Below are 24498 nucleotides of genomic sequence, written 5' to 3'. Positions count from 1 at the left end.
CCCGGCGGCTCAGGAGGGGCGTACGTAGAAGGTCGACAGCAACGTGTCCATGACCTGGCGCTGTCGCGGCCACTCGGTGCTCGGTGCGGCGACCTGGACCTCGTAGGTGGTGTCGTCGGGGGCGGTGAAGACGCGGTAGAGGCCGCGCCGTTCGCTGCCGTCCGTGGTCTCGTACGCGTACTCCACCTCGACCGCCGCGTCGGGCCCCTCGCCGACCGTGCCGATCTCCTTCACCACGTAGCCCGGCCAGACCTGGGCGACGCCCCGGGAGAAGGCGCGGGCCAGCTCCATCCGGTCCGTCACGGCGTTGGTGGGGACCGGGCCGAAGTCCAGGAACGAGGCGTAGTCCGGCGCCGCGTAGGTGACCGCGGTACCCCGGAGCTGATACGTCCAGTCCGTCGGGACCGCCAGGGTGACACCGCCGGGGGCGGTGGTGAGGCGGTAGCCGGGGGCGGCCGAGGTCGGGGACGCGGTGGGGAACGCGGTCGGCGACGAGCCGGTCCGACCGCCCGCCGGATCGTCGGAGACGGCCTGTACGAGCCAGAGGGCTGCGGTCGCGAGCACCACCACGCCGAGGGCGGCGGCCAGGCGCGGGAACCGGCGCCCCGCCGCTCTCGTGGGCCGCCGGGCGAGAGCGCCTTCATCGGGCAGCTCGCGCGGGACGGGCGGCGGGGTCAGCGGCCGCCGGGCGGCGGCGGGCGCGGTGGCCTGGCGGTCGGCCGCGGCGGGCCCCGGCGAGTCGGGGCGAGAGGCCGTGGCGGGCGGCGGCGAGTCGGGGCGACGGGCCGCGGCGGGCCCCGGAGACGGAGGCGTCACCGCGTCCGGGGTGGCAGGCGCGGCCGGGGCGGCGGGGGTACCCGGGGCGGTGGGAGTGTCCGGGGTGGCAGGCGCGTGCGGGGCGGTGGACGCGGCCGGGCCCCCTGGGGTGTCGGGGCCCACGGGTATGTCCGGGCCAGCGGAGGTGTCCGGGCCCACGCGCGTGTCGGGGCCCACGGGGGTGTCCGGGGCGGTGGGTGGGTCGTCGTCCCCGTACCCCCAGCTCTGTCTCTCCGCGTTCCAGCGTGCGGGGAACGACGGCGGGGACACGGTCAGCCGCCCAGCAGGGCCGCGACGGCGGTGGCGACCGCGCCGCCCGAGGCGAGGAGTTCGACCACCGGCGCCGCCGACACCAGGGCGTCGCGCAGCCGGGCGAGCCGACCGGGCGTGACCGGGTCGCCCGACGTGATCTCGTCCTCGACCGCCACGAGTTCTGCGTCCAGCACGGCCACCTGCGCGCGTTCCGCGACGGCGGCCGTCAGCCGGGACAGGTCGGCGCGCAGTTCCCGTACGGCTGCCAGGAGTTCGGCCGCCGCCGCGTCACGGGGCCCGCCGGACGGGGTGTTGACCGTGCTGATGTGGTTGTGGTCGCCGATGGCGAAGGCGCTGCCGGTGACGGAGCCGATGTGCACGGCCCGCTCGGCTCCGGGCCCCTCGGCCCGTGCGGGTCGCTCGGGCTCAGGATTCGTCACGCTTCTTCTCCTTCTCCCCCTTGGCCGTGCCGGTCGACGTGCCGACGGTGTTCCCGTCGCCGATCCCGACGGCGCTGTTGTACATCGCCTGGATGTATACCGCTCCCTGCCCGAGGTGGACGGCCTTCCGCTCGAACTCGGCGGTCTGCCACCCGGCTTCGTCGAGCGCGAGCTGTACTCCGCGCGCCACCCGGTCCTGGATGGTCTTCAGGTAGCGGTCGACGTCCATCGCCTGGAACAGGGAGGCGTCGGGGTCCGCGCCGAGCTCGCGCACCGACGTCTCGGGGCCAGTGGGCGGCTGGCCGGGGTTGGCCACGGTCAGGGCCCGCCACGCGCTCCGCACGCCGCGGCCGAGTGAGAGCATCGCCGAGCCGAGGCCCTGGGGCGTCTCCGCGAGCGCGCGCAGCACCAGGGCGGGCGCGTTCTCCGCGCCGAAGCGCAGGGCCGCGCCGTCCGCGTCCCTGAAGCGGCGCCGTACGGGTCGCAGCACGTGCGGCGCGACCTCCAGCATCAGCATGCCGCCCTGGGTGTGCACGCGGACGAAGACGGTGACGACGATGTCCTCGTCCCAGCCGCCCACGCGGATCCGGAGGAAGTGCCGGCGCTTCTCCCCGCCCTCCTCGATGGCGGCCGCGCGGTGCTCTTCGAAGTCCTCCGGGGCGAGCGGGACTTCCTCGCGCCACCGCAGTCCGTCGACCGGCAGGAAGACGCACTCGTCGACGACGAGTTCACGGAGCCGGTCCAGTACGGCGGCCGCCGCCTGCGGGGAGCCGTGCGGAGACGGTACGCGCAACGACTCGACCAGGGGCACCACGCGGCGCAGGATCTCCTCGTTGTCCACCGCCTGGGGCTCGCGCGCTTCGAGGTCGGTGCGGGGGCGGAGTTCGACGGAGAGGTGCCAGGGGCGGAAGGGCATGCCCGCGCCGCAGAACGGGTTGCCGGTCGCGTACATCACCAGGGGCCAGTGCTGCTCGCCGCGGATCAGCTCCTGGACGAGGCGGAGGCGCGGGCGGTGGGACTGTTCGGCCGGGTCACGCGCGATGTCCGGATACCGCTCGCGGGACAGTGGTCCGGACATCGTCCTGGCGAGGTGCTCACGGCGGAGCCCGGCGAGGACGACGAGCAGCAGGAGGAAGCCGAAGATGACGTAGGGCGTGTGCGCGGAGCTGCCGTCGGGGTCGAAGTAGAGGGTGAACCGCAGGTCGTCGGGCATGAGGCGGTACTGGAGGTCCAGTTCACCGAGCGGCCGGTGCACGAGCCGCACGAACCAGTTGCCGAGCAGGTCCTGGTGCGCGCGGATCAGGGGCGCCAGCGCCAGGGCCAGCAGGAGCAGTGTCAGAAGCAGCCGGGCGTACCACTGGATCAGGCGGAACAGCAGGCGCAGGGGAGGCGTCTTGGCGGTGACCCTGACCAGGTAGGAGGTCGCGCTGAGGAGGAGGAAGGGCAGCAGGAGCTGGACGGCGAAGGCGCCGTCGGTCACGTATGTGGCCAGCGCCCACACGGCGACGACCGCCGCCGACCAGCCCAGTTCGGTGCGCCGGGCGCGCAGGGCGTGCGCGAGGACCCGGGCCGCGTCGATGCCGTAGCTCGGCGCGATGACGCGTTCGTCGTGGACGTACAGCTCGTCGATGACCCGGTCCCGGAAGCGCGGGTCGAGGTACGTGCCGACGCACAGCAGCCGGCCCGCCTCGCTGGCGGCCGGGTCGGTGGGCGCCTTGCCGAACAGGGGACGCGGGTCCGGCGCAACGGCCGGCTGGGAGGGAACCGCCGTCTGGCTCACCCCGGTGACGATAGGGGCGGACGGGGAAGGACGGACAGCCACAATCCAGCCACGATGGCTGCGGGGGGTTTGAGGGTACGAAGGCCTTTCGAGCTGTTCGGGCTCGCCGGGCCCCTGTCCACCGACACCTTCTCCGTGGTACTCAAGAAAATGACTAGTCTGATTCGCGAGTAACACCATGGAGGAGTAGCCGTGACCACAGCCGACCGGTTCCGCGCCGCCGTCGACAGCCGGGACCTCGACGCGCTGGACCCCCTGTTCACCGACGACGTCCGCCTCTACAGCCCGGTGAAGTTCACGCCCTTCGAGGGCAAGCCCGCCGTGCTGGGTCTCTTCGGCGTACTGCTGCGCACCTTCGAGGACTTCCGCTACATCGGCCGCCACGAGGGCGCGTCCGAGACCAGTGCGCCCGGCATCGGCGACGGCATCGAGAGCCCCTCCACGGTCCTGGTCTTCCGGGCCACCGTGAACGGCAGGCAGGTGCACGGCATCGACATGCTGCATGTCGACGGCGACGGAAGGATCAAGGAGTTCACGGTGATGGTCCGGCCGCAGTCCGCGGTGCGGGCGCTCGGCGAGGCGGTCCTCGCCGGGCTGGTCGCCGACGGGCTGGCCCCGCCGCCCGCCGAACAGTGAGCGGCCAGTACGCCGGGGGGTCTCGGTGGACGGCGGCACCCGGTACGGGCCGACGCCCGGTCAGACCGCCGACGCGAAGGGGTGGTTCCACCGGGCCTGCCCGGGCTCAGCCGAGTCGCAGGGTCACCCACGGAATCGTCTCGTCGGGCAGCAGATAGCGCTCGACCTCGCCGAACCCGTGCTTCTGCGCGAACCGCAGGCCGTCCGTGTTGGAGGCCAGCACCACCGTCTCGACGGTCCGCGCGCCGAGCTCCCACGCCAGGTCCAGCCCCCGGACGTAGAGCTCCTCACCGTACCCCCGCCCCCGGTACGCGGGCAGCACGCGGGCGATCACCGTGGCGACGGCCTCGTCGTCGTCCGTCGGCGGCCGCACCGTCGAGCAGCCCACGAGATCACTGTCCGCGGTGCTGCCGGCGTAGGCGACCTCCAGGTGGTAGTGCAGGGCACGCTCCCGGACGTCGTCGAGGGTGAGCACATGGGTGGGGATGACGACATTGTGGACATGCTGCCAATCCTGCAGCATGACGTCGCCGACGGGCCGTCGCATACGAAGCTCTGTCACGGCGTCAATAAACCGGGGAGTGCCACGGCCCGTCAAACCGGTTCGCCACGCCGCCCGTCGGGCGGGACCGCCCCGCCGCACGCCGCCCCCTCGTCCGGCGCGTCCGCCACAACGGCCGACTTGCGTCCTACTGCTGCTCCCGCCCCTCTCGTAACGTCGGCACGGCTCGACACCAGCACCCCAGCCGCCGCCGATGAGAGGGCCCCCGCCCATGCGCAGACGTCTGCTCCACCTGGTGCTCGCCCCGCTCGCGGGCGTCGTGATGCTCACGGCGCCCGCGAGCGCCGCGCCTCCCGAACCGCCCGATGTGTACCGGCCCGTCCGCGGGCCCGCCGCGCCTGCCGAGTACCGGTATCTGCAGAAGACCCTGCCCGGCCAGTCGATTCCGCGCCATGCCCACGAGGACGCCGCGGCACAGGCGCGGCGGCTGCCGCTGGTGGGCGGGGGCTGGAAGGCGCTGGGCCCGACCAACATCGGCGGGCGGATCGTCTCGCTGGCGCTCGACCCGCTCCGCGCCGACACCGTGTACGCGGCGGCGGCGAGCGGCGGGGTGTGGCGCAGTACCGACGCCGGGCAGACCTTCGCGTCCGCGTGGCCGGACAGCGGGACGCAGGCGATGGGCGCGCTCGCGACCGCGCCCGACGGGACGCTGTACGCCGGGACCGGCGAGCCCAACCCGGGCGGCGGCAGCATCACGTACGAGGGCACGGGCCTGTACCGCAGCAAGGACGGCGGGGCCCACTGGAGCCCGATCGGGCTGCGCGACTCCGGGGCGATCAGCGCCATCACGGTCGACCCGGCCCGTCCGGGGCGTGTCTACGTGGCGGCGGCCGGGTCCCTGTACAACGGGGGCGGCGACCGGGGCGTGTACCGGTCGGACGACGGCGGCGACACCTGGGAGCGGATCCTCGCGGGGGCCAACGAGTTCACCGGCGCCACGGAGGTGTTCGTCCGCGGCGACACCCTGTACGCGGTGCTGTGGGACCACCGGCGCACCCCGGAGCTGCGGACGTACGGCGGTGTGGGCTCCGGTGTCTTCCGCAGCCGGGACGGCGGGCAGAGCTGGGAGCGGCTCGGCGGCGGCCTGCCCGCGGCGGGACCCGACGTGGGCCGGATCGGTCTGGCGGTCGCCGGCGACCGGCTCTACGCCCTCGTCAACAAGACCAGCGGCCCCTTCGAGGGCTTCTACACCTCGACGGACGGCGGTGACACCTGGAGCCGTACACCGGCCGACCGGAAGCTGACCGCCTCGCAGTCGTCGTTCGGCTGGTGGTTCGGCAAGGTGTGGGCCGACCCGGCGGACTCCCGTCACGTGCATGTGGCCGGGGTGCCCCTGATGACGACGAAGGACGCGGGCGCCACCTGGTCGGCCGACGACGTCGGCATCCATGTCGACCAGCACGCGATGGTGTGGGATCCGCGCCGGCCGGGCCGTGTGTACCTGGGCAACGACGGGGGCGTCTACCGCTCCGACGCGAACGGCGACGGCGGCTGGGTCAAGGCCAGGCACGAGCCGTACACCCAGCTGTACAGCGTGGCGATCAGCCCGCAGGACCGGTCGCGGATCTCCGGCGGCGCGCAGGACAACGGCTCGCTGCGCTCCTGGGGCGGTGACGGGTTCAACGAGTACCTCGGCGGGGACGGCGAGGAGAACCTCATCGACCCCACCGATGTGAACACCGTGTTCGCCTGCTACCAGTACGGCAACTGCTTCCGGTCGGACGACGGCGGCGACACGCTGACGTACTTCGCGGACCGGACGACGTTCCAGCGGCGGAACTGGTTCACGCCGGTCGTGTTCGACCCGAGGAACCCGAAGGTCCTCTACTACGGGTCCGAGGTGCTCAACCGGTCCACCGACGGCGGCGTGACCTGGCGGGCCATCAGCCCGGACCTGTCGGGCGGCCCCGGCCCCGACCCCGTCTACACCAACTACGGCACGATCACGTCCATCGCTCCGGCGGGCGACGGACGGACCGTGTACGCCGGCACCGACGACGGCCGGGTCTGGGTCACCCGTGACCTGGGCGCGACCTGGACGAAGCTGGCCGATGGCCGGCCGTGGGTGACCCGGGTCGTCGTCGACCCGGCCGACCCGGACCGGGTCTACACCACCCACTCCGGCTACCGCTCCGGCTCGCCGCTCGCCCATGTGTACGGCAGCACGGACGGCGGCAGGCACTGGCGGAACCTGTCGGGCAACCTGCCCGACGCACCGGTCAACGACCTGGTCATCGGGCGCGGCGGCGTGTTGTACGTGGGCACGGACCAGGGCGTGTTCACGTCCGTTTCGGGCGGGCGGCTCTGGTTCCGCCTCGGCCGGGGCATGCCGGCGGTCCCGGTGGACGACATCGAGTACGCCGCCGGGCACCACCGCCTGGTCGCCGCCACCTTCGGCCGGGGCTTCTACGAGCTGACGGTGCCCTGACCCAGGCCCGGGGCCGACGGGGGGCCGGTGGGAGTCCGGTCCCGGCCGTACGGCGCCGTGCGTACGGGCGCCCCGCCGATCGTCGCGCGGGGCGTCTGTACGGTGGTACCGCTTCAGGCGTGCCGCGTGGGGCGTGCGCGCCAGGCGTGCCGCCTCGGGCGTGCTACTTGAGGTACGGGCCCGCCGCGCCGATGCGGCCGGGACCGTCGAGGACGTAGACCCGCAGGTTGCCCTTGCCGGGTGCGGCGACGGTGAGGGTGCCGTCGGTGACGGTCCGCCGGTCGCCCGTGACGGCGTCGGTGTAGACGCCGTTCGGGATGCCGCGGTATCCGGCGCCATGGGTGACGGTCACCAGGGCGAAGCTGTCGGTGGTGCCGCTGGTCCAGCGCCGCTTGAAGGCCATCTCGCCGGTGACGCCCTCGGTGGAGTACTGGCCCTTCTGGAGGGCGGGGATCGCCCGCCGGATCAGATTGAGCCGCTGCACATGCTTCACCAGCGGCTGGGCGAGGGTCCGCGCGACCGGACCGGTGGCCGAGTCGACCGTGCCGAAGCCGGACGCCTCGACCTCTCCGGCGATGTGGTCGCCGTAGTAGGCGCGGCCGGTGGTCGCCAGGGGGCAGGCCGGACCGCGGTCGATCCTCATGCCCTTCCGGAACTCGATCTCCGAGCCGTGGTAGAGGGTGGGGATGCCCCGGAAGGTCCACATCAGCGACATGTTCTCGGCCCAGGCGTCGGTGCCGCCCGCGTACCGTTCGGCGCTCTGGTTCGGGCCGTAGTCATGGCTGTCGACGTACACGACGTTGTACGTGGCGTCGTGGTAGCTGTCGTCGGAGTCCTTGCCGTTGTGGAAGGCGTTCACGGCGTCACCGAAGTTCATGTGCATCCGCATGTCGATGACGTGCATCCCGGAGAAGCGGCTGCGATCCGGGGTGTGGTACGTGTTGCCGCGCAGGAAGGCGTTGGTGGAGGTCGGCTGGCCCGAGGGGCCCTCGGCCTGCTCCCTGCCGTACATCTCCAGAGCGGCCTTCGCGTCGTCGGCGCTGTACTCCTGGCGTTCCTTCCACGTGTAGAACTGCGCGGAGTGGTTGACCGAACCGCGGTTCCACTTGTCGTTGACGAAGGACGCCACCTCGCCGAACACGAAGAAGTTCCTGGCGGCCTCCGCGCCGTGCTTCTGGGTGACGCGCTCCTGGATCGCCGGGAGGAAGCGGCGGTTCCAGGTGGTACGGGGGATGTGGACGGCCGTGTCGACGCGGAAGCCGTCGACGCCCATGTCGATGTACTTGCCGTAGGCGCCGATCAGGTGGTTCTGCACGGCGGGCGACTCGGTGTCGAGGTCGGCCAGGTCGTCGTGGAGCCAGCAGGGACGCGAGTCCTCGCCCTCCCAGTTGCCGATCCAGCAGGTGTGGTAGTACGCCGTGGGCCAGGTGCCCGATGTGGGGCTCGGCCACTGGCAGTTGTAGATCCGGTAGCCCTCCGGGGATGTCCACTGCGTGGGCCTGCCCCAGTCGACGCAGGTGTTGCCGGCCGGCTGCTCGGTCGACCACAGGTCGCCGTTGTAGTACGACTTGCCGGACTTCGGCTCGACGGAGAGACCGTCGTACGCGAAGTCGGGGTTCGGCTCGTCGTAGTGCGGGCTCCACTGGGCGTCGCGGACGCCGAAGTGCTTCGGCGTGAACAGTCCCCTGGCTCCCCAGCGGGAGGTGTGGTTGTAGACGACGTCCTGGTAGATCTTCATGCCCTTGGCGTGCACGGCGTCGATCAGGTCCTGCCCGGTTCGTCCACCAGGAGCACCGAGTACCCGGGCAGGAACTGGACGTCCCCGATCACCGCGAACGCGGTATCCAAGCGCCGCATCACCATGGGGTTCTGGCCCCTCAGGGCGCTGCCGATCCGGTCCGCCCGCCAGTCGACCGCCATGGCGGGAGCGTACGGGAAGGTGCCGGACGGCCGGTCAGGCCCCGCCCTTGCGCAGCATGTCGTCCATGTTCCTGCCCTCCGCCTCCGTGACCCCGGCTCCGTCGAGGGGCATGCCCAACGCCTCGGCCAGCGTCCGGTGATGGACGTCCACGACCGCCTCCACCAGGGTGGCGAACTCCTCCAGGCCGCTGCGCGCACGCGACCAGCCGGTGAGGAGCACTCCGGCGCCCACGACGAGCGCGGGCCACCAGAAGAGCCCGGCGACCAGATAGAGACAGCCCCATCCGGCGAGCGTGACGGCGTCGGCGAAGCCGGTCCGCGCCTCCACGACGGGCCGGCGCGTCTCGTCGCCGATGAGCAGCCAGAGGCGCGGCCACACCAGCGCGACGTCGAACCAGTACTGGGCGCGTATCCGCGCCTCGACGAGCCGCACCCGGTCGCTCATCCAGGTGGGCCGACGCGGCAGGTACGCCTCGACCACGGTGACGCCGTCCCGCTCCGCGACGGCGAGCGCCCGCCCGCGACGGCGGCGCCCGGACCCGGGTCTGCCGGGGCGCAGCCACCAGCGCTCGATCGCCCGGCCCAGCGCGCCCGCCGCCGTGCCCGCGAGTCCGGCGGCGAGCAGCACCAGCGCGATGTCCACCACGGTACGGGCCGGCCGGCCGCGCCATCCGGCGGCGACCCCGTCCGCCCATGCCGTCAGCCGGCCGGAGTCGAGGGCGTCGCCGTGGCCGAGGCGGAAGCCGGCCACCGTGACGAGGACCAGGAGCAGGCCGGGAAGCAGTACGGCCCTGAACCAGTGGGTGCTGACGTGCTTGCCGACCTCGGAGAGGATGCCGGTCACCATCGCCCGCCGCCTCCGGGGCGGCCGGGCGCTCCGGCGGCGCACGCGTACGCCCGCCCCGGGGGCGGGGCGGCCGCCGGAGACCACGGCTCCGGGGCAGGGGGCGGGGCGGCCGGTCCTGGGCGCCTCATCCGCTCGGCCGCATCGTCGCGCCGAGGGCGTGGCAGACCGGCGCATGCCCTTGCGCGTCCCGCCCGGCCACGCGGTCGCACCGGTCGGCCGGGCAGGCGTACGTGCCCGCGCTCACGACCGGGGCGCGTACGGTGCCCGGGATTCCGACCATGCCGGGGCTCCCCCGGCCGGACCAGCTCCGGGTGGTCTCGGTGGTCCCGTCCTGGAGCCATTTGCGTACGGCGCGCAGCGCGGATCCGCCCTCGCGCACCCGGGTCGCGTCACGGTCGAGGCGTTCGGTGACCCCGTGGGCCCGTGCGTGGTCGCGCAGCCCCGGCAGCCCGGCGCACCACAGCGCCAGGGCCTCGGCCTCGTTCGGTTCGTCCCCCGTCACCGTCTCCCCCGCCACCGTCTTCTCCGTCCTCGCCCCGGCCCGCCGCCGCCCGTGCCGGTCTTCGCTCGGGTGCGGAACCGGCGGGTGCGGGACCACCGGTGACACTACCCCGATCGGGCTCTGTCTCACGGCTCGCGCGGACGGCTCGCACGACCCGCCGTTACGGTGACGGACAACCACCGAGGGAGGGGCGTACGGCATGTGGTCGCGGCGGGGGAACGGTCCACGGGAGCGGATCGACCGGGGTGTCCGGAAGTACCTGCGGACCGGGCGGACGGCCGCCGTGGCCGGTGACGGACTCACGGCCGACGCCGCGCGGTTGTTACGGGACGCCGGCCCCGAGCCGCCGGGGTCGCCCGGCAGGCGGCAGGCGTTCCAGCTCGCCGGGTGGCTGTACCTGTGCCGTGCGGAGCTCTTCGTCCGGCGGAACGGGCTTCCCGACTTCTCCGGCACGGTGACGCTCGTCGGTCTGCTGCACGACACCGACCCGGACGCGCTCCCTCCCGGACTGTGGGAGCTGGCCGTCGAGTTCGGCGCCGATCCGGAGAGCCGCGTGAAGGCGGCCCGCGCGGCCATGGAGGTGTCCGAGCGCCAGGGTCTCGACCCCGTCGCCGGGCTCACCGCGCTGCACAGGGCCGTCACCGATCTGCCGGCGGACCATCCCCAGCGGGCCGAGGCCCATCTCTTCCTGGCCGCCGCGTGGCTGGAGCGGCACGAGGGGTCCGGCGACCCGGACGACGTCGAACGGGCCGTGGCGGCGGGCCGGACCGCCCTGCGCCTGTCCACTTCCACCAGCGCCGCGCGCCCGCTGCTGCTGTACACCCTGTGCGTGGCCCTCACCCGGCGGCTCTCCGCCGACGACACGGCGGAGAACGCCCGGGCCGCCGTGGAGATGTGCCGGAAGCTGCTGGCGGTCGCCCCGGACGGCGGCACGGAACAGTGCGAGGGCCGGCAGCTGCTGGGCGAGGCACTGACGCGGCGCCACGACCACGGGGAGGCCGCGGACGATCTGGACGAGGCCGTGGAGGTGCTGCGGACGGCGCTGGACGACTGCCGGCGAGCGGGCGACGTACAGGCCGTGCGACTGAGGAGCCTCACCGTGGCGTTGTACCGGCGCTACCGGCGGACCGACTCCCGGGAGGACCTCGCCGAGGCGCTGCGGGTGCTCAGGGAAGCCGTACGGGTCGCGGAGCGCGCGGAACCGGCGCGGGCGGCGTCGCTGCGCGCCGAACTCGTCGCCCTGGAGCGGGAGGCCGCCGCGGGCCGTCCGGGGCGCACCCTGTCGTCGGCGCCGCGCCCGGCGCCCCCGCCCGCACCGGAACGCGCCGAACGGGCACGGGTGCTGATCGAGCGGGCGGAGACGGAGGAGGACCCGCTCGCCCGTGACCGGGGGATCGAGTCGCTGGGCGCGGCGTTGCGGGACCTCCCGCAGGGGTTCGCCGACCGCGTGCCGTACACCGCGCTGCTGGCGACCGCGCTGCACCAGCGCTACCGGTCGGGCGGCGGCGACCCGGTGGACCTCGACGCCTCCGAGGAACTGGCCCGTGAGGCGCTGCGGCTGTGCCCGGAGGGGGACCCTAACCGTGCGCAGTGCCTCCTCCTGCTGGGCGCGACGGCGGAGGTCCGCCACGAACGGGCGGGCGGCGCACGCGAGCAGCTCGACGCCGCGGTCGACACGTACCACCGGCTGCTGGGGTCGGGCGTGGCGACGGCGTGGCACCGCCGTCAGGCGCTGCGCCGACTGGGCCGGAACCTCGCCGAGCGGTCCCGCGCGACCGGCTCGCTGCCCGATCTGGACGAGGCGGTCGACGCGCTGCGACAGGCCCTGGAGGCCCCCGGCGCGCCACGTGCCGAGTACGGCTCCACCGCGCTCGATCTCGCCGCTGCTCTCCTGCTGCGTGAGGAGCGCACCGGCGCGGCGCACGAACTGGACGAAGCCCGTGAGCGGCTGCTCGCGGCCCTGCGGGTCCTGTCCGCCGACGACCCGCTGCGCCGCCGGGCGGACGCCCTGCTGGCCGAGGTGACGCGGCGCCGGGAGCGCCACCGCGCATGGCGGGAGGACGCCGTCGCCCCCGTGCTGCGCCGCACCCATGTCGTCCCGGGTCAGCAGGACCGGCCGGAGGTGCCCCCGGAGGACGCCGGGCGGACCGGCGGCTCCACGGTCGTCCACCAGTACGGCCACGTCCTCGCCGAGCTGGCCCGGCGGTTCGCCGATACCGGCGACGCCACGGCACTCGAGCGGGGCGTCGACATCGGTCGCCGGGTGCTCGGCGGCATGCCGGACGACCATCCGGAGCGCGCCGCGATCTGCCGTGATCTGGGCGTGCTCCTGCTGCGGCGGTTCGAGCACGCCGGTGACCGCCGGGACATCGACGCGGCCGTCGAACACCTCCGGTACGGCGCCTACGGTCCGCTCTCCCTCGTCCAGCAGTTCCGGAACGCGCTGGGGCGGCCGGACGCCTCCCTGGAGGAACTGCGGCAGGCGGGCGGCGAGGACGTGGACACGCTGCTGAGGCTGGGCTCCGATCGCGGCCGCGAACTGTCGGCGCTCGCGGCCGCCCATGTGGTCCGCTTCGGCCGCGACGGCTCGGCGGCCGACCTGGACGAGGCGGTCGCCGCGGCGCGCCGTGCGGTGGAGGCCACCCCGGCCCACCATCGCACCGAGCTGAGGACCCGTCTGGAGACCCTGGCCGTCGTCCTGGTCACCCGGTACCGGCACACCGGCGACCCGGGGGACCTGGACCGCGCCATCGAGCTCGGGCGCCGGGTCCTGGGAACGCTCCGGGTGAGCCTGACGACCGGCACCTGGTCGGAGTCCGTGGCGGAGACCCGGCGGATCACCCTGGCCAATCTCTGCAACCGCCTGCGCGCCCGCTACCTCCTCACCGGCAGCGCCGCCGACCTGGAGGAGGCGATCGGCCTGGGCCGGGAGGCGGTCGCGCTGGGTCGCGGCGGCCGGGCGTCCGCGCAGGACCGGGTGAATCTGGCGCTCGCCCTGGCGGACCGGGCGGCGCTGCGCGGCGATACGGCGGACCTGCGCGCGGCGATCGACGAGGTGGAGGCGGCGGCGGACGCACTGCCCCCGTCGTCGCCCCGGTACGCCCGTTCCCGGCTGCTGCTGGGCAGTCTGCTGCGGGACCGGAGCGAGGCCGGCGCGTCGAGGGCGCGCGAGCGCGACGCCTCCCGCGCGCTGGCGCTGTTCCGCGAGGCGGCGGAGGCGGCCCTGGCTGCCCCGCAGGAGCGGCTGGACGGCGCGGTCGCCTGGGGCCGGTTCGCCGCGGAACGCGCCGTCGCGGGGCGCGCCGGCTGGGAGGAGGCCGCGGACGGCTTCGCGGCGGCCGTGTCGCTGCTGCCGCTGACCGCGTGGCGGGGGCTCGGGCGGGCCGACCGCGAACGGCTGCTGGCGCCGCGTTCGCACCTCACCACCGAGGCCGCGGCGTGCGCGGTCTGCTGCGGGCGGCTGGAACAGGCCGTCGAACTGCTGGACCAGGGGCGTTCGGTGCTGTGGGGGCAGGCACTGGACACGCGGACGGACCTGACGGCGCTGCGCGCGGCGCATCCGGAGCTGGCGGAGCGGCTGGACACCGTACGGTCGGGGCTGGACGCGACGACCACGATCGACGCGACCGACGCCCGGGCCGACGCCCGGGCCGGTGGTCCGCCCGGCGCCCGGGCCGGCGGTCCGCCCGGCGATCCCGACGGGGAGCGACAGCGTCGGCTGGCGCGCGAGTGGGAGGAGCTGCTCGCCGAGGTCCGCCGCCTGCCGGGTTTCGCGGGCTTCCTGCTCCCCCTGCCCTTCGCGGAGCTCTCGCGGGCGACCGCCGACGGCCCGATGATCATCGTCAACGTCAGCCGCTACCGCTGCGACGCGCTCGTCGTGACCCCGGGAAGGGTGCGGCTCGTCCCGCTGCCCGGCCTCACAGCGGACGAGGCGCAGCGGCGAACGGAGCGCTATCTGGCGGCCCTGGACCGGCTGGACCGTCCGGGGGCCGCGCCGGGGCCCGCGCAGCAGACCGTTCTCGCCACGCTGGAGTGGCTGTGGGACACGGTCGCCGCCCCGGTACTCGACTCGCCGGATGCCGCGGGCTGGGAGGGCGGGCGCGTGTGGTGGTGCGCCACGGGGCCGCTGGCGCTGCTGCCGGTGCACGCCGCCGGGTACCACGACCCGGACGACGGCCGCGAGCGGGACGCCGTCCTGGCGCGGGTGGTCTCCTCGTACATGCCCACCCTGCGCGGACTGCTGCGGGCGCGACGGCCGGTGGCGCCGCCCGATCAGGTGCGGCGGCTGCTGATCCTGGCGCTGGGCGACCGTCCCCCGTACGCGCCGGACCTGGCGCCGCTGCCCGGGGCCCGGCAGGAGGCGGAGTCCCTGCGGCGCCGGTTTCCCGGCCGGCACACGGTACGGCTCGACTCGGAGGCCACGTACGAGGGGGCGCTCGGGCTCCTGCCCACGCACACCTGCGTCCACTTCGCCTGCCACGCGGGCCAGGACCTCGCCGATCCGGGCCGGGGCGCGCTCTATCTGTACGACAGGCCGCTGAAGGTCACGGACCTGGCCCGGCTCGACCTGGAGACGCCCGAACTGGCCGTGCTGTCGGCCTGTCAGACGGCTCTGGGTGGCCGGGACCTGCCGAACGAGGCGATCCATCTCGCGGCGGCCCTGCTGCTCGGCGGGTTCCGCCATGTCGTCTCCACGCTGTGGACGGTGGGGGACGACAGCGCCCGTGGCATCACGGAGGAGATGTACGAGGTGCTCGGCGACGCCCATGGGCGTCTCCACCCGTCCCGTACGGCCAGGGCGCTGCACGAGGCCGTCGACCGGGCGCGCAGGAGGGATCCCTTCCGGCCGCTGGCGTGGGCGGCGCACGTGCACTTCGGTCCCTGAGCCCCGGCCCGCGCACCTCGGCCAGGGGGCGCCCGGGGCGGGTCAGACGGTCGCCGGGCCGAACCTGCGGCGGTACGCGGTCGGGCTCAGGCCCGTCTCCCGTCGCATCAGGGCCCGCAGGTTGGCGGCGGTGCCGAGCCCGCTGCGGCGGGCGACGACGTCGAAGCGGGATTCGCCACGCTCGATCAGCCGGCAGGCGAGGGCGAGCCGTTCACCGGTGAGCCAGGCCAGCGGCGTCGTGCCGAGCTGTGCGCGGAAGCGGCGGTGCAGCGTCGCCGCGCTGACCGCGGCGCGCGCCGCGAGGTCGGTCACCGTCAACGGGGTGTCCAACCGGGCCTGGGCCCAGGCGAGGAGGGGGGCGAGGGACTCGTCAGACAGGTCGGGTACGGGGCGTTCCACGAACTGCCGCTGCCCGCCGTCCCGGTGCGCCGCGAAGACCAGCCGCCGGCTCACCGCGTTGGCGGCCTCCGCGCCGTGATCGCGGCGGACCAGGTGCAGGCCGAGGTCGAGGGCGGCGGCGCTGCCCGCCGCGGTGAGGATGTCGCCGTCGTCGACGAACAGGACGTCCGGTTCCAGCCGGACGGCCGGGAAACGGGCGCGGAAGGAGTCCGCCCACTGCCAGTGCGCGGTGGCCCGCCGCCCGTCGAGGACACCCGCCTCGGCGAGGGTGAAGGCGCCGCTGCAGAAGCCGACGAGGCGGGCGCCTCGGGCGTGCGCCCGCCGGACGGCGTCCAGGACGGCCGGCCGGCGGGGTACGTCGACGTCCGGTCTGTTCGGCACGATCAGGGTGTCGGCCGTGTCGGCCGCGTCCAGTCCGGCGACTCCGGTGAGGGTGAAGAACCCGTCCCGCATCGGCGTGGCGGGCTCCGGTGAGCAGAGCCGGAAGTCGTACAGGTCCCGCCCGATCTCGGGTCGGCGCAGTCCGAAGACCTCGGTCGCGCACCCGAGTTCGAACGGGTTGGAGTTCTCGTCCACGATCACCACCACGCGGTGCGGTGCCGTCGTGGCGCTCGACTGCGAGGAATCTTGCGTCATATGCGATTCCTAGCACTCACGCCGGTCTTCGGGAACACCGGAGGATGGTCCGCATGAACACGGAACCCCTTCCGCTCGACGAGGCGCTGGCCTCCTTCGACGCCCTGTGGAGCCCCCGCGTGGTCACGCGCGTCAACGACTACGACGTACGGGTCGCGAAGGTCCGGGGCGAGCACCTGTGGCACGCCCACGACGACACGGACGAGTTCTTCCTGGTCCTCGACGGCGAACTGCGCATCGCCCTGCGCGAGCCCGCCGGGGAGCGCACCGTGCTGCTCCGCAAGGGCGCGGTGTTCACGGTCCCCCGGGGTACGGAGCACAAGCCTTCGGCGCCGTCAGGCGCGGCGATCCTCCTCTTCGAACCGACGGGCACGTCGAGCGTCGGCGACCGGCACGACGACGTCCCCGACCATGTGGACGCGACCACGGGGCACCCCCTCGGCTCCTGACCGCGGCCCCTCGGGCGGTGCGCCGCCCGAGGGGCCGGGCCCGAGGCCGCCGGAGCGCCTCCGGACGGCCGGCGGTCGCGGGGCGGTCAGTGGAAGAGCATGGACGCGTCGCCGGCGGCGGTGGTGACGGAGCCCGGGCAGAGGAAGCTGCCGGAGGTCCTGGTCGCGGTGAAGGCCCGGTTGACGTACTTCCTCGTGGTGCCGTCGCGGTCCCACACGATCCCGGTCGCCTTGTAGCGGCAGGAGATGAAGCTCTGCTGGCCGGAGATGTCGATGACGTCGGCCCTGGCCGTGCCGGCGGTGTCGTCGAAGGTGAACGCGGGGTTGTTGTTGAGGGTGGCGGTGATGCCGCCGTCGCAGCCGAGGTCGCCGCCCGGCCTGTTGACGGTAGCGCGGTCGACGGTCAGGGTGTTCGGCGGGTCGGCGCTGGTCGCGGCGTTCGTCCAGGTGCAGGTGTTGCCGGCGACGACGATGACTCCGTCGACCCGCTGCTCGGCGGTGGGGCCGTGGGCGACGGCGGCGGTCGTCGTGGCCAGGGCGGCGGCGATCAGGCCGGTGCTGACGGACAGTCGCGCGATGCGTCTCATATCGCTCCTCCTCGCACGTCCTTGTGGGGGGACGGCAGCGTGACACAGGGACCTTGAAATGTCAGGGTCACGTCAATTCCTGGCTGGTTCGCACCCATGACCGGTTCACGACCATAGCCGGTCCACGACCACGGCTGACGTGCGGCACGGTGCCGCGGCGACGCCCCGGTCAAGGGCCAGTCAGCCGACGGCGCAGTCCGATGGCGGCCAGGGCGAGGAGTCCGGCGGCGAACGCGGCCAGCACGGCGAGGTTGCGCGCGATGTCGAGGACACCGCCGTCCTGCGAGAGCAGCACGGTCCAGGAGTCCACGGCCCAGGCGTGCGGGACCGTGTGCCCCACGGTGCGCAGCCAGTCCGGCACGATGGCGAGCGGCCACATGCAGCCCCCCAGCATGCCCAGGCCGATACCGACCGCCGGTCCGATCGCGCCGGCCTGCTCCGGCGTCCGGAACACCGCGCCCGACAGCATGCCCGCCCCGGTGCCCACCAGCGCCCACACGCCGACGAGCAGCGCGGCGGCCAGGGGGTCGCCCCAGGAGACGCCGAAGGCGAGCGCGCCGATACCGACGATGAGCGCCGACTGGATCAGCGCCAGGATCAGATACGCGGCGGTCTCGCCCAGGACCAGCGTCCCGGCCCCGGCGGGCGACGCCAGGGCCCGCCCGTAGACACCGGAGCGGCGGGTCTCGACGATCGCGGCGCCTCCGGCGAGCGCGTTGATGAACACGAACAGCACGAGCATCGTGGGCGTGCTGTAGCCGTACCCGAGCGGCAGGTACTGGCTGCGGCCGCTCACGGCCTCCGTACCGACCTCGATGGGCGTGACGTGCCGCCCGGCGGCGCGGGCCTGGTCCAGCCGCTGGTCGAACGTGCCGCCCGCCTCGTCGGCGGCGAACCGGGCCGCCTGTACCTCGGCCGCGTGCCGGGCGACCGCGGCCGAGACGGAGGAGACGGCCGCGCCGCCCATGGCGGCCGATTCGGGTACGAGCACCGGAACGGTGACCGGGCGGCCCTCCCGGGCGGCGGCGTCCAGCCCTGCGGGCACCAGCACCACCGCGTCCGTCTCGCCCCGGCGCAGCGCGGTCCGCGCGGCCGCCTCGTCGGCGTACGTACGGGTCTTCAGGCCATCGGCCCGCTCCAGTTCGCCGGCGAGCGCGGCCGCGACGGGCGCCCGGGACGGCTCGTCGGCGTGGACGACGCCGATCCGGAAGCCCCCGAACCCGCCGACGACGGCACCGATCACGACGATGACGGCGACCGGGAGGAGCAGCATGAAGAACAGGGCCGTACGGTCGCGCAGCGTCCGCAGCACGGTCGCGCGGGTCACGGCGAGGGCCGCGGGGGCGTTCATGACGGCCTCCGTGCGCGCGTGAGCAGCGCCGCGAGTGCCGCCGTCACCACGCAGAAGGCGGCGATGCCGAGGAGCGGCCGGCCCACGGCGGCTAGTCCGCCGACCCCGGTGCCCAGGTCGGTGAAGCCGCGCAGGGCCCAGCCGTTGGGGGTGAACAGGGCCAGTTTCCGCAGCAGTTCCGGCCCGGCGGGCGAGAAGACGAAGTTGCCGCCCAGCAGGACGAGGGCGAAGACCAGGATCGATGACAGCCCCTCGGCCTGCCGTTCGCTGCGCGCGAGGGAGATCACCAGCGCGGTGAGGCACACCACCGCCATGGCGGTCGCCGCGCACAGCGCCACGACGCCCAGGGGGTCGGCCCAGCGGGCCCCGAACAGCAGCCAGGCGGCCAGCAGTGTGGCGCCGAGCGCCGCGAAACTGTGGAAGAACGCCGACAGCGACTTGCCGAGCAGGATCGAACCCGCGCCGACGGGTGTGGCGGCGACGCGGTCGAGGGTGCCGTCCCGCTGTTCGGTGAAGTAGCCGCGGGCTCCCGCGCCCACGGTGAACAGGACGAAGAACATGCCCATGCTGGGCGCGAAGTAGCTGACGGCCTTGAGCGGGTCGTCGGGCAGCCCCTGCGGCTCGACGGTCTCGGGCAGCCGCAGCGCGAGGGACTTCTCGGTGAGGCGCGGCACCTCGCTCTCCGGGACGCCGGCCGCGATCGCCGTGGCGACGGAGAGCCGGTCGGCGTCGATCTGCGCCACGAAGGACTCGCTCACCGCGCGGGCGAACTCCGCCTGCAGGGGGTTGTCGACGCTGTCGTACACCGTCAGCGCCGCCGGTGCGCGGCCGCTCAGCGACGCGGTGAACCCCTCGGGCACCACCACGGCGGCGTCGACGTCTCCCGCGTCGACCGCGGCGCGGGCCTGCTCGGCGGAGGCATAGGAGGTCAGCGACGTGCGCTCGGCGAGCTCCGGGCTCTCCAGGGTCCGCCTGAGTCCCGTGGCGGCGGCTCCCCTGTCCAGGTCGACGTAGCCGAGATCGGCGCGGAAGTCGGCGGTGCCGCCGAACGCCAGCGCGATCACGGCGGTGATGGCGAGGGGGCCGAGGAACACGGTGATCCACGCGGAGCGGTCGCGGAACCTCTGGCGCAGGTCCTTCGCGGCGATGGTGAGGGCGGCGCGCACGGGCGGTCACTCCCTCAGAGCCGTGCCGGTGAGGTGCAGGAACACCGCTTCGAGGTCCGGTTCGACGATCTCGACGCTCTTGACCTGGACGCCGTGCTCATGCGCCAGGTCGAGCATCGAGGGCAGCAGGCTGCGCGCCTCCCGTACCACCACCTCGACCACACCGCCCTGTTCGCCGCCCACGTCCGCGCTGTCGACGCGCGGCAGCGCACGGCACGCGGTGGCGTACGGTGCCAGATCACCGGAGGCGGTGAGCCGGACGCGGTCGCGTTCGGCGACGAGGGCCACGAGTTCGCGCCGGGTGCCCTCGGCGATGAGACGGCCGTGGTCGATGATGCCGATGCGGTCGCACAGCCGCTCCGCCTCCTCCATGTAGTGGGTGGTGTAGAGGATCGCCATGCCCTGCGAGCCGAAGCGGCGCACGCTGTCGAGGATGGCGTGCCGGCTCTGCGGATCGACGCCGACCGTGGGCTCGTCCAGGATCAGGAGGGTGGGGGCGTGCACGATGCCCGCCCCGATGTTGAGCCGCCGGCGCATGCCGCCGGACAGCGACTCCACGCGGTCGCCCGCCCTGCGGCGCAGGTCCACCAGGTCGAGGACCTCGTCCACCCGGCGGTCGAGCGCCCGTCCCGAGAGCCCGTACAGCCGGCCGAAGAACCGCAGGTTCTCGGCGACGCCGAGGTCCTGGTAGAGCGCCACGTCCTGCGGTACGTAGCCGATGAGCCGTCTGGTCCGGGCGGTGCCGCCCGGCCGGCCCGAGATCCGTACGGTGCCGCCGTCGGGCCGCAGCAGTCCGCAGACCAGCCGGATCGTCGTGGTCTTCCCCGCCCCGTTGGGCCCCAGCAGGCCGTAGGTCTCGCCGGGCTCGACGCGGAAGCCGACACCGTCCACGGCGGTGCGGTCGCCGAACCGCCGCACGAGGCCCTCGCACCGCAGGACCGGGCCGCCGTCGGCGGTATCCGTCGCGGGCCCCGGTCCCGAGCGGTCCTTGCGCGGGGCGTCCCGCCGCTCGTCGGGCCGGTCGTCCCGCTGCGGGGCCGGGGGGCCGTCGAAGGCCGTGCCGCGCCTGCTGCGCTCCACTTTCGCCACTCCCGTCCGCCGTGTCATCGTGCCGCGGGTCGTGCCGTACACCGGTCACGATGCCGCCGGACGGGGGCGGCCACGAGGGCCGACCGGCCCCACGCCGAGGGACCGGTCGGTTCCGGGGCGCGGCCGGACCGTCAGGCGATCCGGTGGACGAGCTGGCTGCCGAGCTCGTACCGGGCACCGACGATGGCGAGCTGACCCGTCGCCACCTTGGCGGCGAGGTCGGGCTCGGCGGCGAGGCGCGACCGGACGAGCCGTACGTTCGCGGTGACCGTGGCGTCGACGCGGTCCTGACCGGTGTGGCCGTGGTCGATGGCGGGACGGATCTGGTCGGCGACGTACGCGATGTGCGCGGGGAGCTGCTCGCCGGTCTCCTCCGCGTGGACCGCCGCGCTCACCGCGCCGCAGGACTGGTGGCCCAGCACCATGACGAGCGGGATGCCGAGTTCCAGCACGCCGAAGGCGACGCTGCCGAGGACGGCCTCGTCCAGTACCTCGCCCGCCGAGCGGACGGTCATCAGGTCGCCGAGGCCCTGGTCGAAGACCACCTCCGGCGGGACCCGCGAATCGATACAGCCCAGGATCAGGGCGAACGGGTGCTGACCGGAGACCGCCGCGAGCCGGTCGGCCATCGCCTCGTGCGGGTGCACCTGCCGCAGGGCGTGCCAGCGGCGGTTGCCGCGCGTCAGCTCGCGCAGGGCGGCCGCCGGGGTCGTGGGCCTGGTGCGGGTCCTGGTCGCCCCCACGGCCGGCGGGGCGCCGAGCGCGAGGCCGGCGCCGGCCACCACCCCGCCGCCGAGGGCGGCGCGGAGGAGTGTCCGGCGGCCGGTGGGTATGAGGTCCGGTTTCGTTGTCACGCCCGGCAACGTACGCCCTTGACTTCGGCCTCCCTCCGGCTTTGACCATCGCGAGCGCAGTCTTTTGACCATCGATGACCGGGAGTTGGCCGAACCGTGGGCGTCCCGGTTCGGGCGCCGCGCCGTGGCCGCGACGCCGTGGCGGTCCGGCGCCACGCCTCGGCCCGGTCGGTCCTGCGGTCCTGCGGTCCTTATCATGTCGCGTCCCTGAACGGTCCAGACATCTGTCAGGACCGCCCGGGAGCACGCGTGTGTCAGGTTGTGTACTCCTTCAGGTAGCGGAGCACCTCGTCCACGTGAGGACGTGTGCGCTCCGGGACCCCGCGGGCTTCGATGACGGTCTTGTCGCTGGTGCGGTAACCGGCGGCGATCAGAGCCGGCAGGTTCTCGCGCAGCCCGTTGTCCTTGAAGCGCTGGTCCAGCCAGCACGCGAACACGGCCATGGTGGCGATGGCGTCCGGAGGTGACAGGTGGTCCTTGTCCCCGTCCTCGTCGCCGTCCACGGCCCAGGCGTTGAACACCGAAGGCGTCCACATCGCGATCCCGTACTCGTCGGACGCCGGCCGGGACGCCCGCGCGTCGAATCCGCTCTCGGCCTTGATCATGGCGGCGAGGAGCGCCGGGGTGACCTCGTCGTCCGAGCAGAGCTTCGCGGCGTCGGTGATGATGCCCCGGAGGGCGACCGGCACGTCGGAGTCCGCCGGGATCGCCCCGGCGGCGGCGACCGGCGGCGCGGTGCTCGTGACGGCCTTCGGCGGCGACGGCGGCGCGCCGGCCTTCCCCTCGGGCCACAGCGCCACGGTCGCGGCCGTCACGGCGGCGAGGCCGAGGCCCGCGCCCGCCAGCAGCCCGGGGCGCCGGACGCGCGGCAGGACCCGCGATCCCCTGTCCAGCGCGCGGACGCGCCGGGCGAGTTCCCCGGCGTCGAGCGCGGCCGCCCGGGAGGCGTGGTCGGGCGCGAGGCAGGTGGTGATCAGCGTGCGCCAGTCCGGCTCCAGGGCGTCGTCCAGGCGGAGCTGCGCCGATCCGTTGCCGTAGGCCTGGGCCGCCAGGGCCCGGGCGCGCGCGGTACCGCCCGGGAACGGGTGGAGGCCGCCGGTCAGCGCCTGGTGGGCGAGGACCCCGAAGGCCCAGATGTCGGCGGTCGGCCGGACCGCGGTGCCGTGCGGCCCTGTCCGCTCGGACCACCACTCGGGCGGTACGTGGTCGAGGGAGCCCATCGGCGGGATGTAGGCGTGCGTGCCGTCCAGTTCGACGGTGAGCCCGAAGTCGGCGAGCCACACCTCCCTGTCCGGGCCGAGCAGGATGTTGGCGGGTTTGAGGTCCGCGTGGACCCAGCCCCGGGTGTGCATGTGGGCCAGGCCGGAGGCCACGCCGCTGAGGATGTGCCCGGCTTCGGGCACCGGGGTGCCGGCCTCACCGGCCGCGATGAGCTCCTGGAGGCTGCGTTCCGCCCGGTCCATGACCAGGGCGATCACCCCGTCCAGATCCGGCCGGTCGGGATCGCGCAGGGTGACGGCGGTGTGGGTGCGGACGAGGTGGGGGTGGTTCGCCTCGCTGCTGAACCGTACCTCCCGGCGGACGAGTTCCTCCATGGACGCGCGCTGGCCGGGGGTGAGCCGGTCGGTGCGGAGGAACTTCACCGCGACCCGTGCCGGGTCCGCCGTCGGCCGGGCGCCGCCGCCGGTCTGCGCGGAGGGTCCTTCGGTGGCGCGCTCGGCGGCGTAGACGGTTCCCCAGCTGCCGGATCCGATCAGGCTGGTGACGGTCCAGTCGGCGATGCGATAGCCCTCGGGTATGTCGAGTGTGGGGGAGGTGTGGCGTGGGTCCATCCGCGATGGGCCTTTCGGTTCAGCGTCTGACGGGTGGGGGGAGGAGGCTCAGGTGTTCTTCACGGACCAGGTCGAAGCGGAGGGCGAGGGCGACGAGCCGGCTCCGCTTGGCGCCGCCGGTGGACGGCTCGTCCGGGTCCTCGCGCAGCCGCAGCTTGGCCTCGGCGAGATAGTCGATGTGGTAGTTGACGGCCGACCGGGTCAGGTTGGCGCAGGACGGCAGGGCGGTGAGCCGGTCGACGACCTCGCCGACGCCCGGTACGGCCGCGTCGGACGGGGAGCGCAGCCTCGGTTCGCACAGGGCCAGCAGGACCAGGAAGTACTTGGAGGTCGGGTCCAGTGAGAAGGCCGTGGTGGTCGGCTCGCCCGCGCCGGGATCGCAGTCCGGTTCCTTGTACGCGTGCTGGGGCGCGAACACCTTGAACTCGACCGCTCCCTCGACCCCGGGCAGCACGACCCGGGACAGCTCGAACGGCACGGGCGCGCCGATCCGGCCCGGTGCGACCTTGATGTGCTCGCCCGCGCCCTCCAGGTTCTCCACGACATAGGTGGCACGCGCGCTGTAGTTGGACAGCCGCCAGTAGTCCTCGGTGGCGATGATCTGTCCGGCGCAGCGGGAGACGCCCGGGTCGTGGAGCGGGATGGCGGGCGGGGCCCCGGGCGTTCCCCGCCCGAACTCGGCGGTCTGGCCGGGGCTCATATGCAGCAGGCGCGGCTTGTTCCGCTGAGCCCCGTCCGAGCGCCGGGGCGCCGGTTCCGGCAGCTGAACAGTCACTGTCGTCACTCTGTCTTCGTCCGTCGGTCAGTGCACACCACGTGCAGAAGGATGTGTGTGAGGGCGGATCGGTTCGGGACGTGCCGGACGGAATCCGTGGAAGGTGGGGGCATGACAATAGCGACTGCCCGCGATCGGACGCACCACCTCCGCCGGCCGCACGCCCGGAGGTGGCGAACACCACGGGGGCGGCGGGGGCGGCGCCCCCCCCCCCCCCCCCCCCCCCCCCCCCCGCCCCGCGGACCACCCCCCCGCGGGGCGGGGCCCCCGCCCCCCGGCCCCGGCCCGCGGG

At 74.2% G+C, this 24498-nt stretch carries 19 protein-coding genes and 1 pseudogene; 4 read left to right on the top strand and 16 right to left on the bottom strand.

What is annotated here, in order from left to right:
• Positions 1-9: 9 nt before the first annotated feature.
• From ACGF5U_RS17475 to ACGF5U_RS17465, 3 genes are all read right to left on the bottom strand, one after another.
• Complete coding sequence (locus tag ACGF5U_RS17475; RefSeq protein WP_392818669.1) at positions 10-816, bottom strand: hypothetical protein; 807 nt, start codon at positions 814-816, stop codon at positions 10-12.
• A gap of 272 nt (positions 817-1088) precedes the next feature.
• Positions 1089-1508, bottom strand: a complete 420-nt coding sequence (locus ACGF5U_RS17470) for a hypothetical protein (RefSeq protein WP_392818667.1) — start codon at positions 1506-1508, stop codon at positions 1089-1091.
• Entirely contained in the window at positions 1495-3288 is a 1794-nt protein-coding gene (locus ACGF5U_RS17465; RefSeq protein WP_392818665.1) for a hypothetical protein, read from the bottom strand. The genes ACGF5U_RS17470 and ACGF5U_RS17465 overlap by 14 nt, the downstream gene beginning before the upstream one ends.
• A 192-nt stretch (positions 3289-3480) precedes the next feature.
• Here ACGF5U_RS17465 and ACGF5U_RS17460 point away from each other — a divergent pair, with 192 nt between their 5' ends.
• A complete protein-coding gene (locus tag ACGF5U_RS17460; protein ID WP_392818663.1) occupies positions 3481-3924 on the top strand; it encodes a nuclear transport factor 2 family protein in 444 nt (147 codons plus the stop codon).
• 106 nt (positions 3925-4030) lie between these two features.
• Here the strand turns inward: ACGF5U_RS17460 and ACGF5U_RS17455 are convergent, their stop codons facing one another.
• Complete coding sequence (locus ACGF5U_RS17455) at positions 4031-4471, bottom strand: GNAT family N-acetyltransferase (RefSeq protein ID WP_392818823.1); 441 nt, start codon at positions 4469-4471, stop codon at positions 4031-4033.
• A 226-nt stretch (positions 4472-4697) separates the two neighbouring features.
• Between ACGF5U_RS17455 and ACGF5U_RS17450 the strand changes: the two genes are divergently transcribed.
• Positions 4698-6914 (top strand): WD40/YVTN/BNR-like repeat-containing protein, encoded by a 2217-nt coding sequence (locus ACGF5U_RS17450; RefSeq protein ID WP_392818661.1) that lies wholly within the window; start codon positions 4698-4700, stop codon positions 6912-6914.
• 163 nt (positions 6915-7077) lie between these two features.
• Here the strand turns inward: ACGF5U_RS17450 and ACGF5U_RS17445 are convergent, their stop codons facing one another.
• From ACGF5U_RS17445 to ACGF5U_RS17430, 4 genes and pseudogenes are all read right to left on the bottom strand, one after another.
• Positions 7078-8667: an alpha-amylase family glycosyl hydrolase gene (locus ACGF5U_RS17445; RefSeq protein WP_392818660.1), complete on the bottom strand. Its 1590-nt coding sequence runs from the start codon at positions 8665-8667 to the stop codon at positions 7078-7080.
• Positions 8668-8687: 20 nt separating this feature from the next.
• Positions 8688-8834 (bottom strand): annotated as a pseudogene (locus ACGF5U_RS17440) (diadenosine tetraphosphate hydrolase); the annotation flags it as partial.
• Positions 8835-8868: 34 nt separating this feature from the next.
• Positions 8869-9681: a hypothetical protein gene (locus ACGF5U_RS17435; RefSeq protein ID WP_392818658.1), complete on the bottom strand. Its 813-nt coding sequence runs from the start codon at positions 9679-9681 to the stop codon at positions 8869-8871.
• Between the two features lie 124 nt (positions 9682-9805).
• Complete coding sequence (locus ACGF5U_RS17430; RefSeq protein ID WP_392818656.1) at positions 9806-10198, bottom strand: hypothetical protein; 393 nt, start codon at positions 10196-10198, stop codon at positions 9806-9808.
• 184 nt (positions 10199-10382) lie between these two features.
• Between ACGF5U_RS17430 and ACGF5U_RS17425 the strand changes: the two genes are divergently transcribed.
• Positions 10383-15068: a CHAT domain-containing protein gene (locus tag ACGF5U_RS17425; protein WP_392818654.1), complete on the top strand. Its 4686-nt coding sequence runs from the start codon at positions 10383-10385 to the stop codon at positions 15066-15068.
• A gap of 42 nt (positions 15069-15110) precedes the next feature.
• Here the strand turns inward: ACGF5U_RS17425 and ACGF5U_RS17420 are convergent, their stop codons facing one another.
• Positions 15111-16103: a helix-turn-helix domain-containing protein gene (locus tag ACGF5U_RS17420; protein WP_392818652.1), complete on the bottom strand. Its 993-nt coding sequence runs from the start codon at positions 16101-16103 to the stop codon at positions 15111-15113.
• Between the two features lie 53 nt (positions 16104-16156).
• On the opposite strand from ACGF5U_RS17420, the gene ACGF5U_RS17415 reads away from it, so the two are divergent.
• Positions 16157-16552 (top strand): cupin domain-containing protein, encoded by a 396-nt coding sequence (locus tag ACGF5U_RS17415; RefSeq protein WP_392818650.1) that lies wholly within the window; start codon positions 16157-16159, stop codon positions 16550-16552.
• Between the two features lie 86 nt (positions 16553-16638).
• Here ACGF5U_RS17415 and ACGF5U_RS17410 read toward each other — a convergent pair whose 3' ends face one another.
• The 7 genes from ACGF5U_RS17410 to ACGF5U_RS17380 all read right to left on the bottom strand — a co-directional run bounded on the left by ACGF5U_RS17410 (position 16639) and on the right by ACGF5U_RS17380 (position 24215).
• Positions 16639-17139, bottom strand: coding sequence for a hypothetical protein (locus ACGF5U_RS17410; protein ID WP_392818648.1), 501 nt, complete (start codon positions 17137-17139; stop codon positions 16639-16641).
• A gap of 169 nt (positions 17140-17308) precedes the next feature.
• Complete coding sequence (locus ACGF5U_RS17405; protein ID WP_392818646.1) at positions 17309-18490, bottom strand: ABC transporter permease; 1182 nt, start codon at positions 18488-18490, stop codon at positions 17309-17311.
• Positions 18487-19656 carry an ABC transporter permease gene (locus ACGF5U_RS17400; RefSeq protein ID WP_392818644.1) on the bottom strand — a complete coding sequence of 390 codons (1170 nt, stop codon included), beginning with the start codon at positions 19654-19656 and terminating at the stop codon, positions 18487-18489. The genes ACGF5U_RS17405 and ACGF5U_RS17400 overlap by 4 nt, the downstream gene beginning before the upstream one ends.
• Before the next feature lie 6 nt (positions 19657-19662).
• Complete coding sequence (locus ACGF5U_RS17395; protein ID WP_392818642.1) at positions 19663-20736, bottom strand: ABC transporter ATP-binding protein; 1074 nt, start codon at positions 20734-20736, stop codon at positions 19663-19665.
• Positions 20737-20876: 140 nt separating this feature from the next.
• Entirely contained in the window at positions 20877-21599 is a 723-nt protein-coding gene (locus ACGF5U_RS17390; protein WP_392818640.1) for a carbonic anhydrase, read from the bottom strand.
• A 254-nt stretch (positions 21600-21853) separates the two neighbouring features.
• Entirely contained in the window at positions 21854-23431 is a 1578-nt protein-coding gene (locus ACGF5U_RS17385; RefSeq protein WP_392818638.1) for a protein kinase, read from the bottom strand.
• A 19-nt stretch (positions 23432-23450) separates the two neighbouring features.
• A complete protein-coding gene (locus tag ACGF5U_RS17380; protein ID WP_392818637.1) occupies positions 23451-24215 on the bottom strand; it encodes a serine/threonine protein kinase in 765 nt (254 codons plus the stop codon).
• Between the last annotated feature and the right edge of the window lie 283 nt (positions 24216-24498).

The sequence above is a fragment of the Streptomyces sp. NPDC047886 genome (assembly GCF_043204435.1).
Taxonomy (GTDB): Bacteria; Actinomycetota; Actinomycetes; order Streptomycetales; family Streptomycetaceae; genus Streptomyces.
This window is presented reverse-complemented; position numbering and strand designations above follow the sequence as displayed.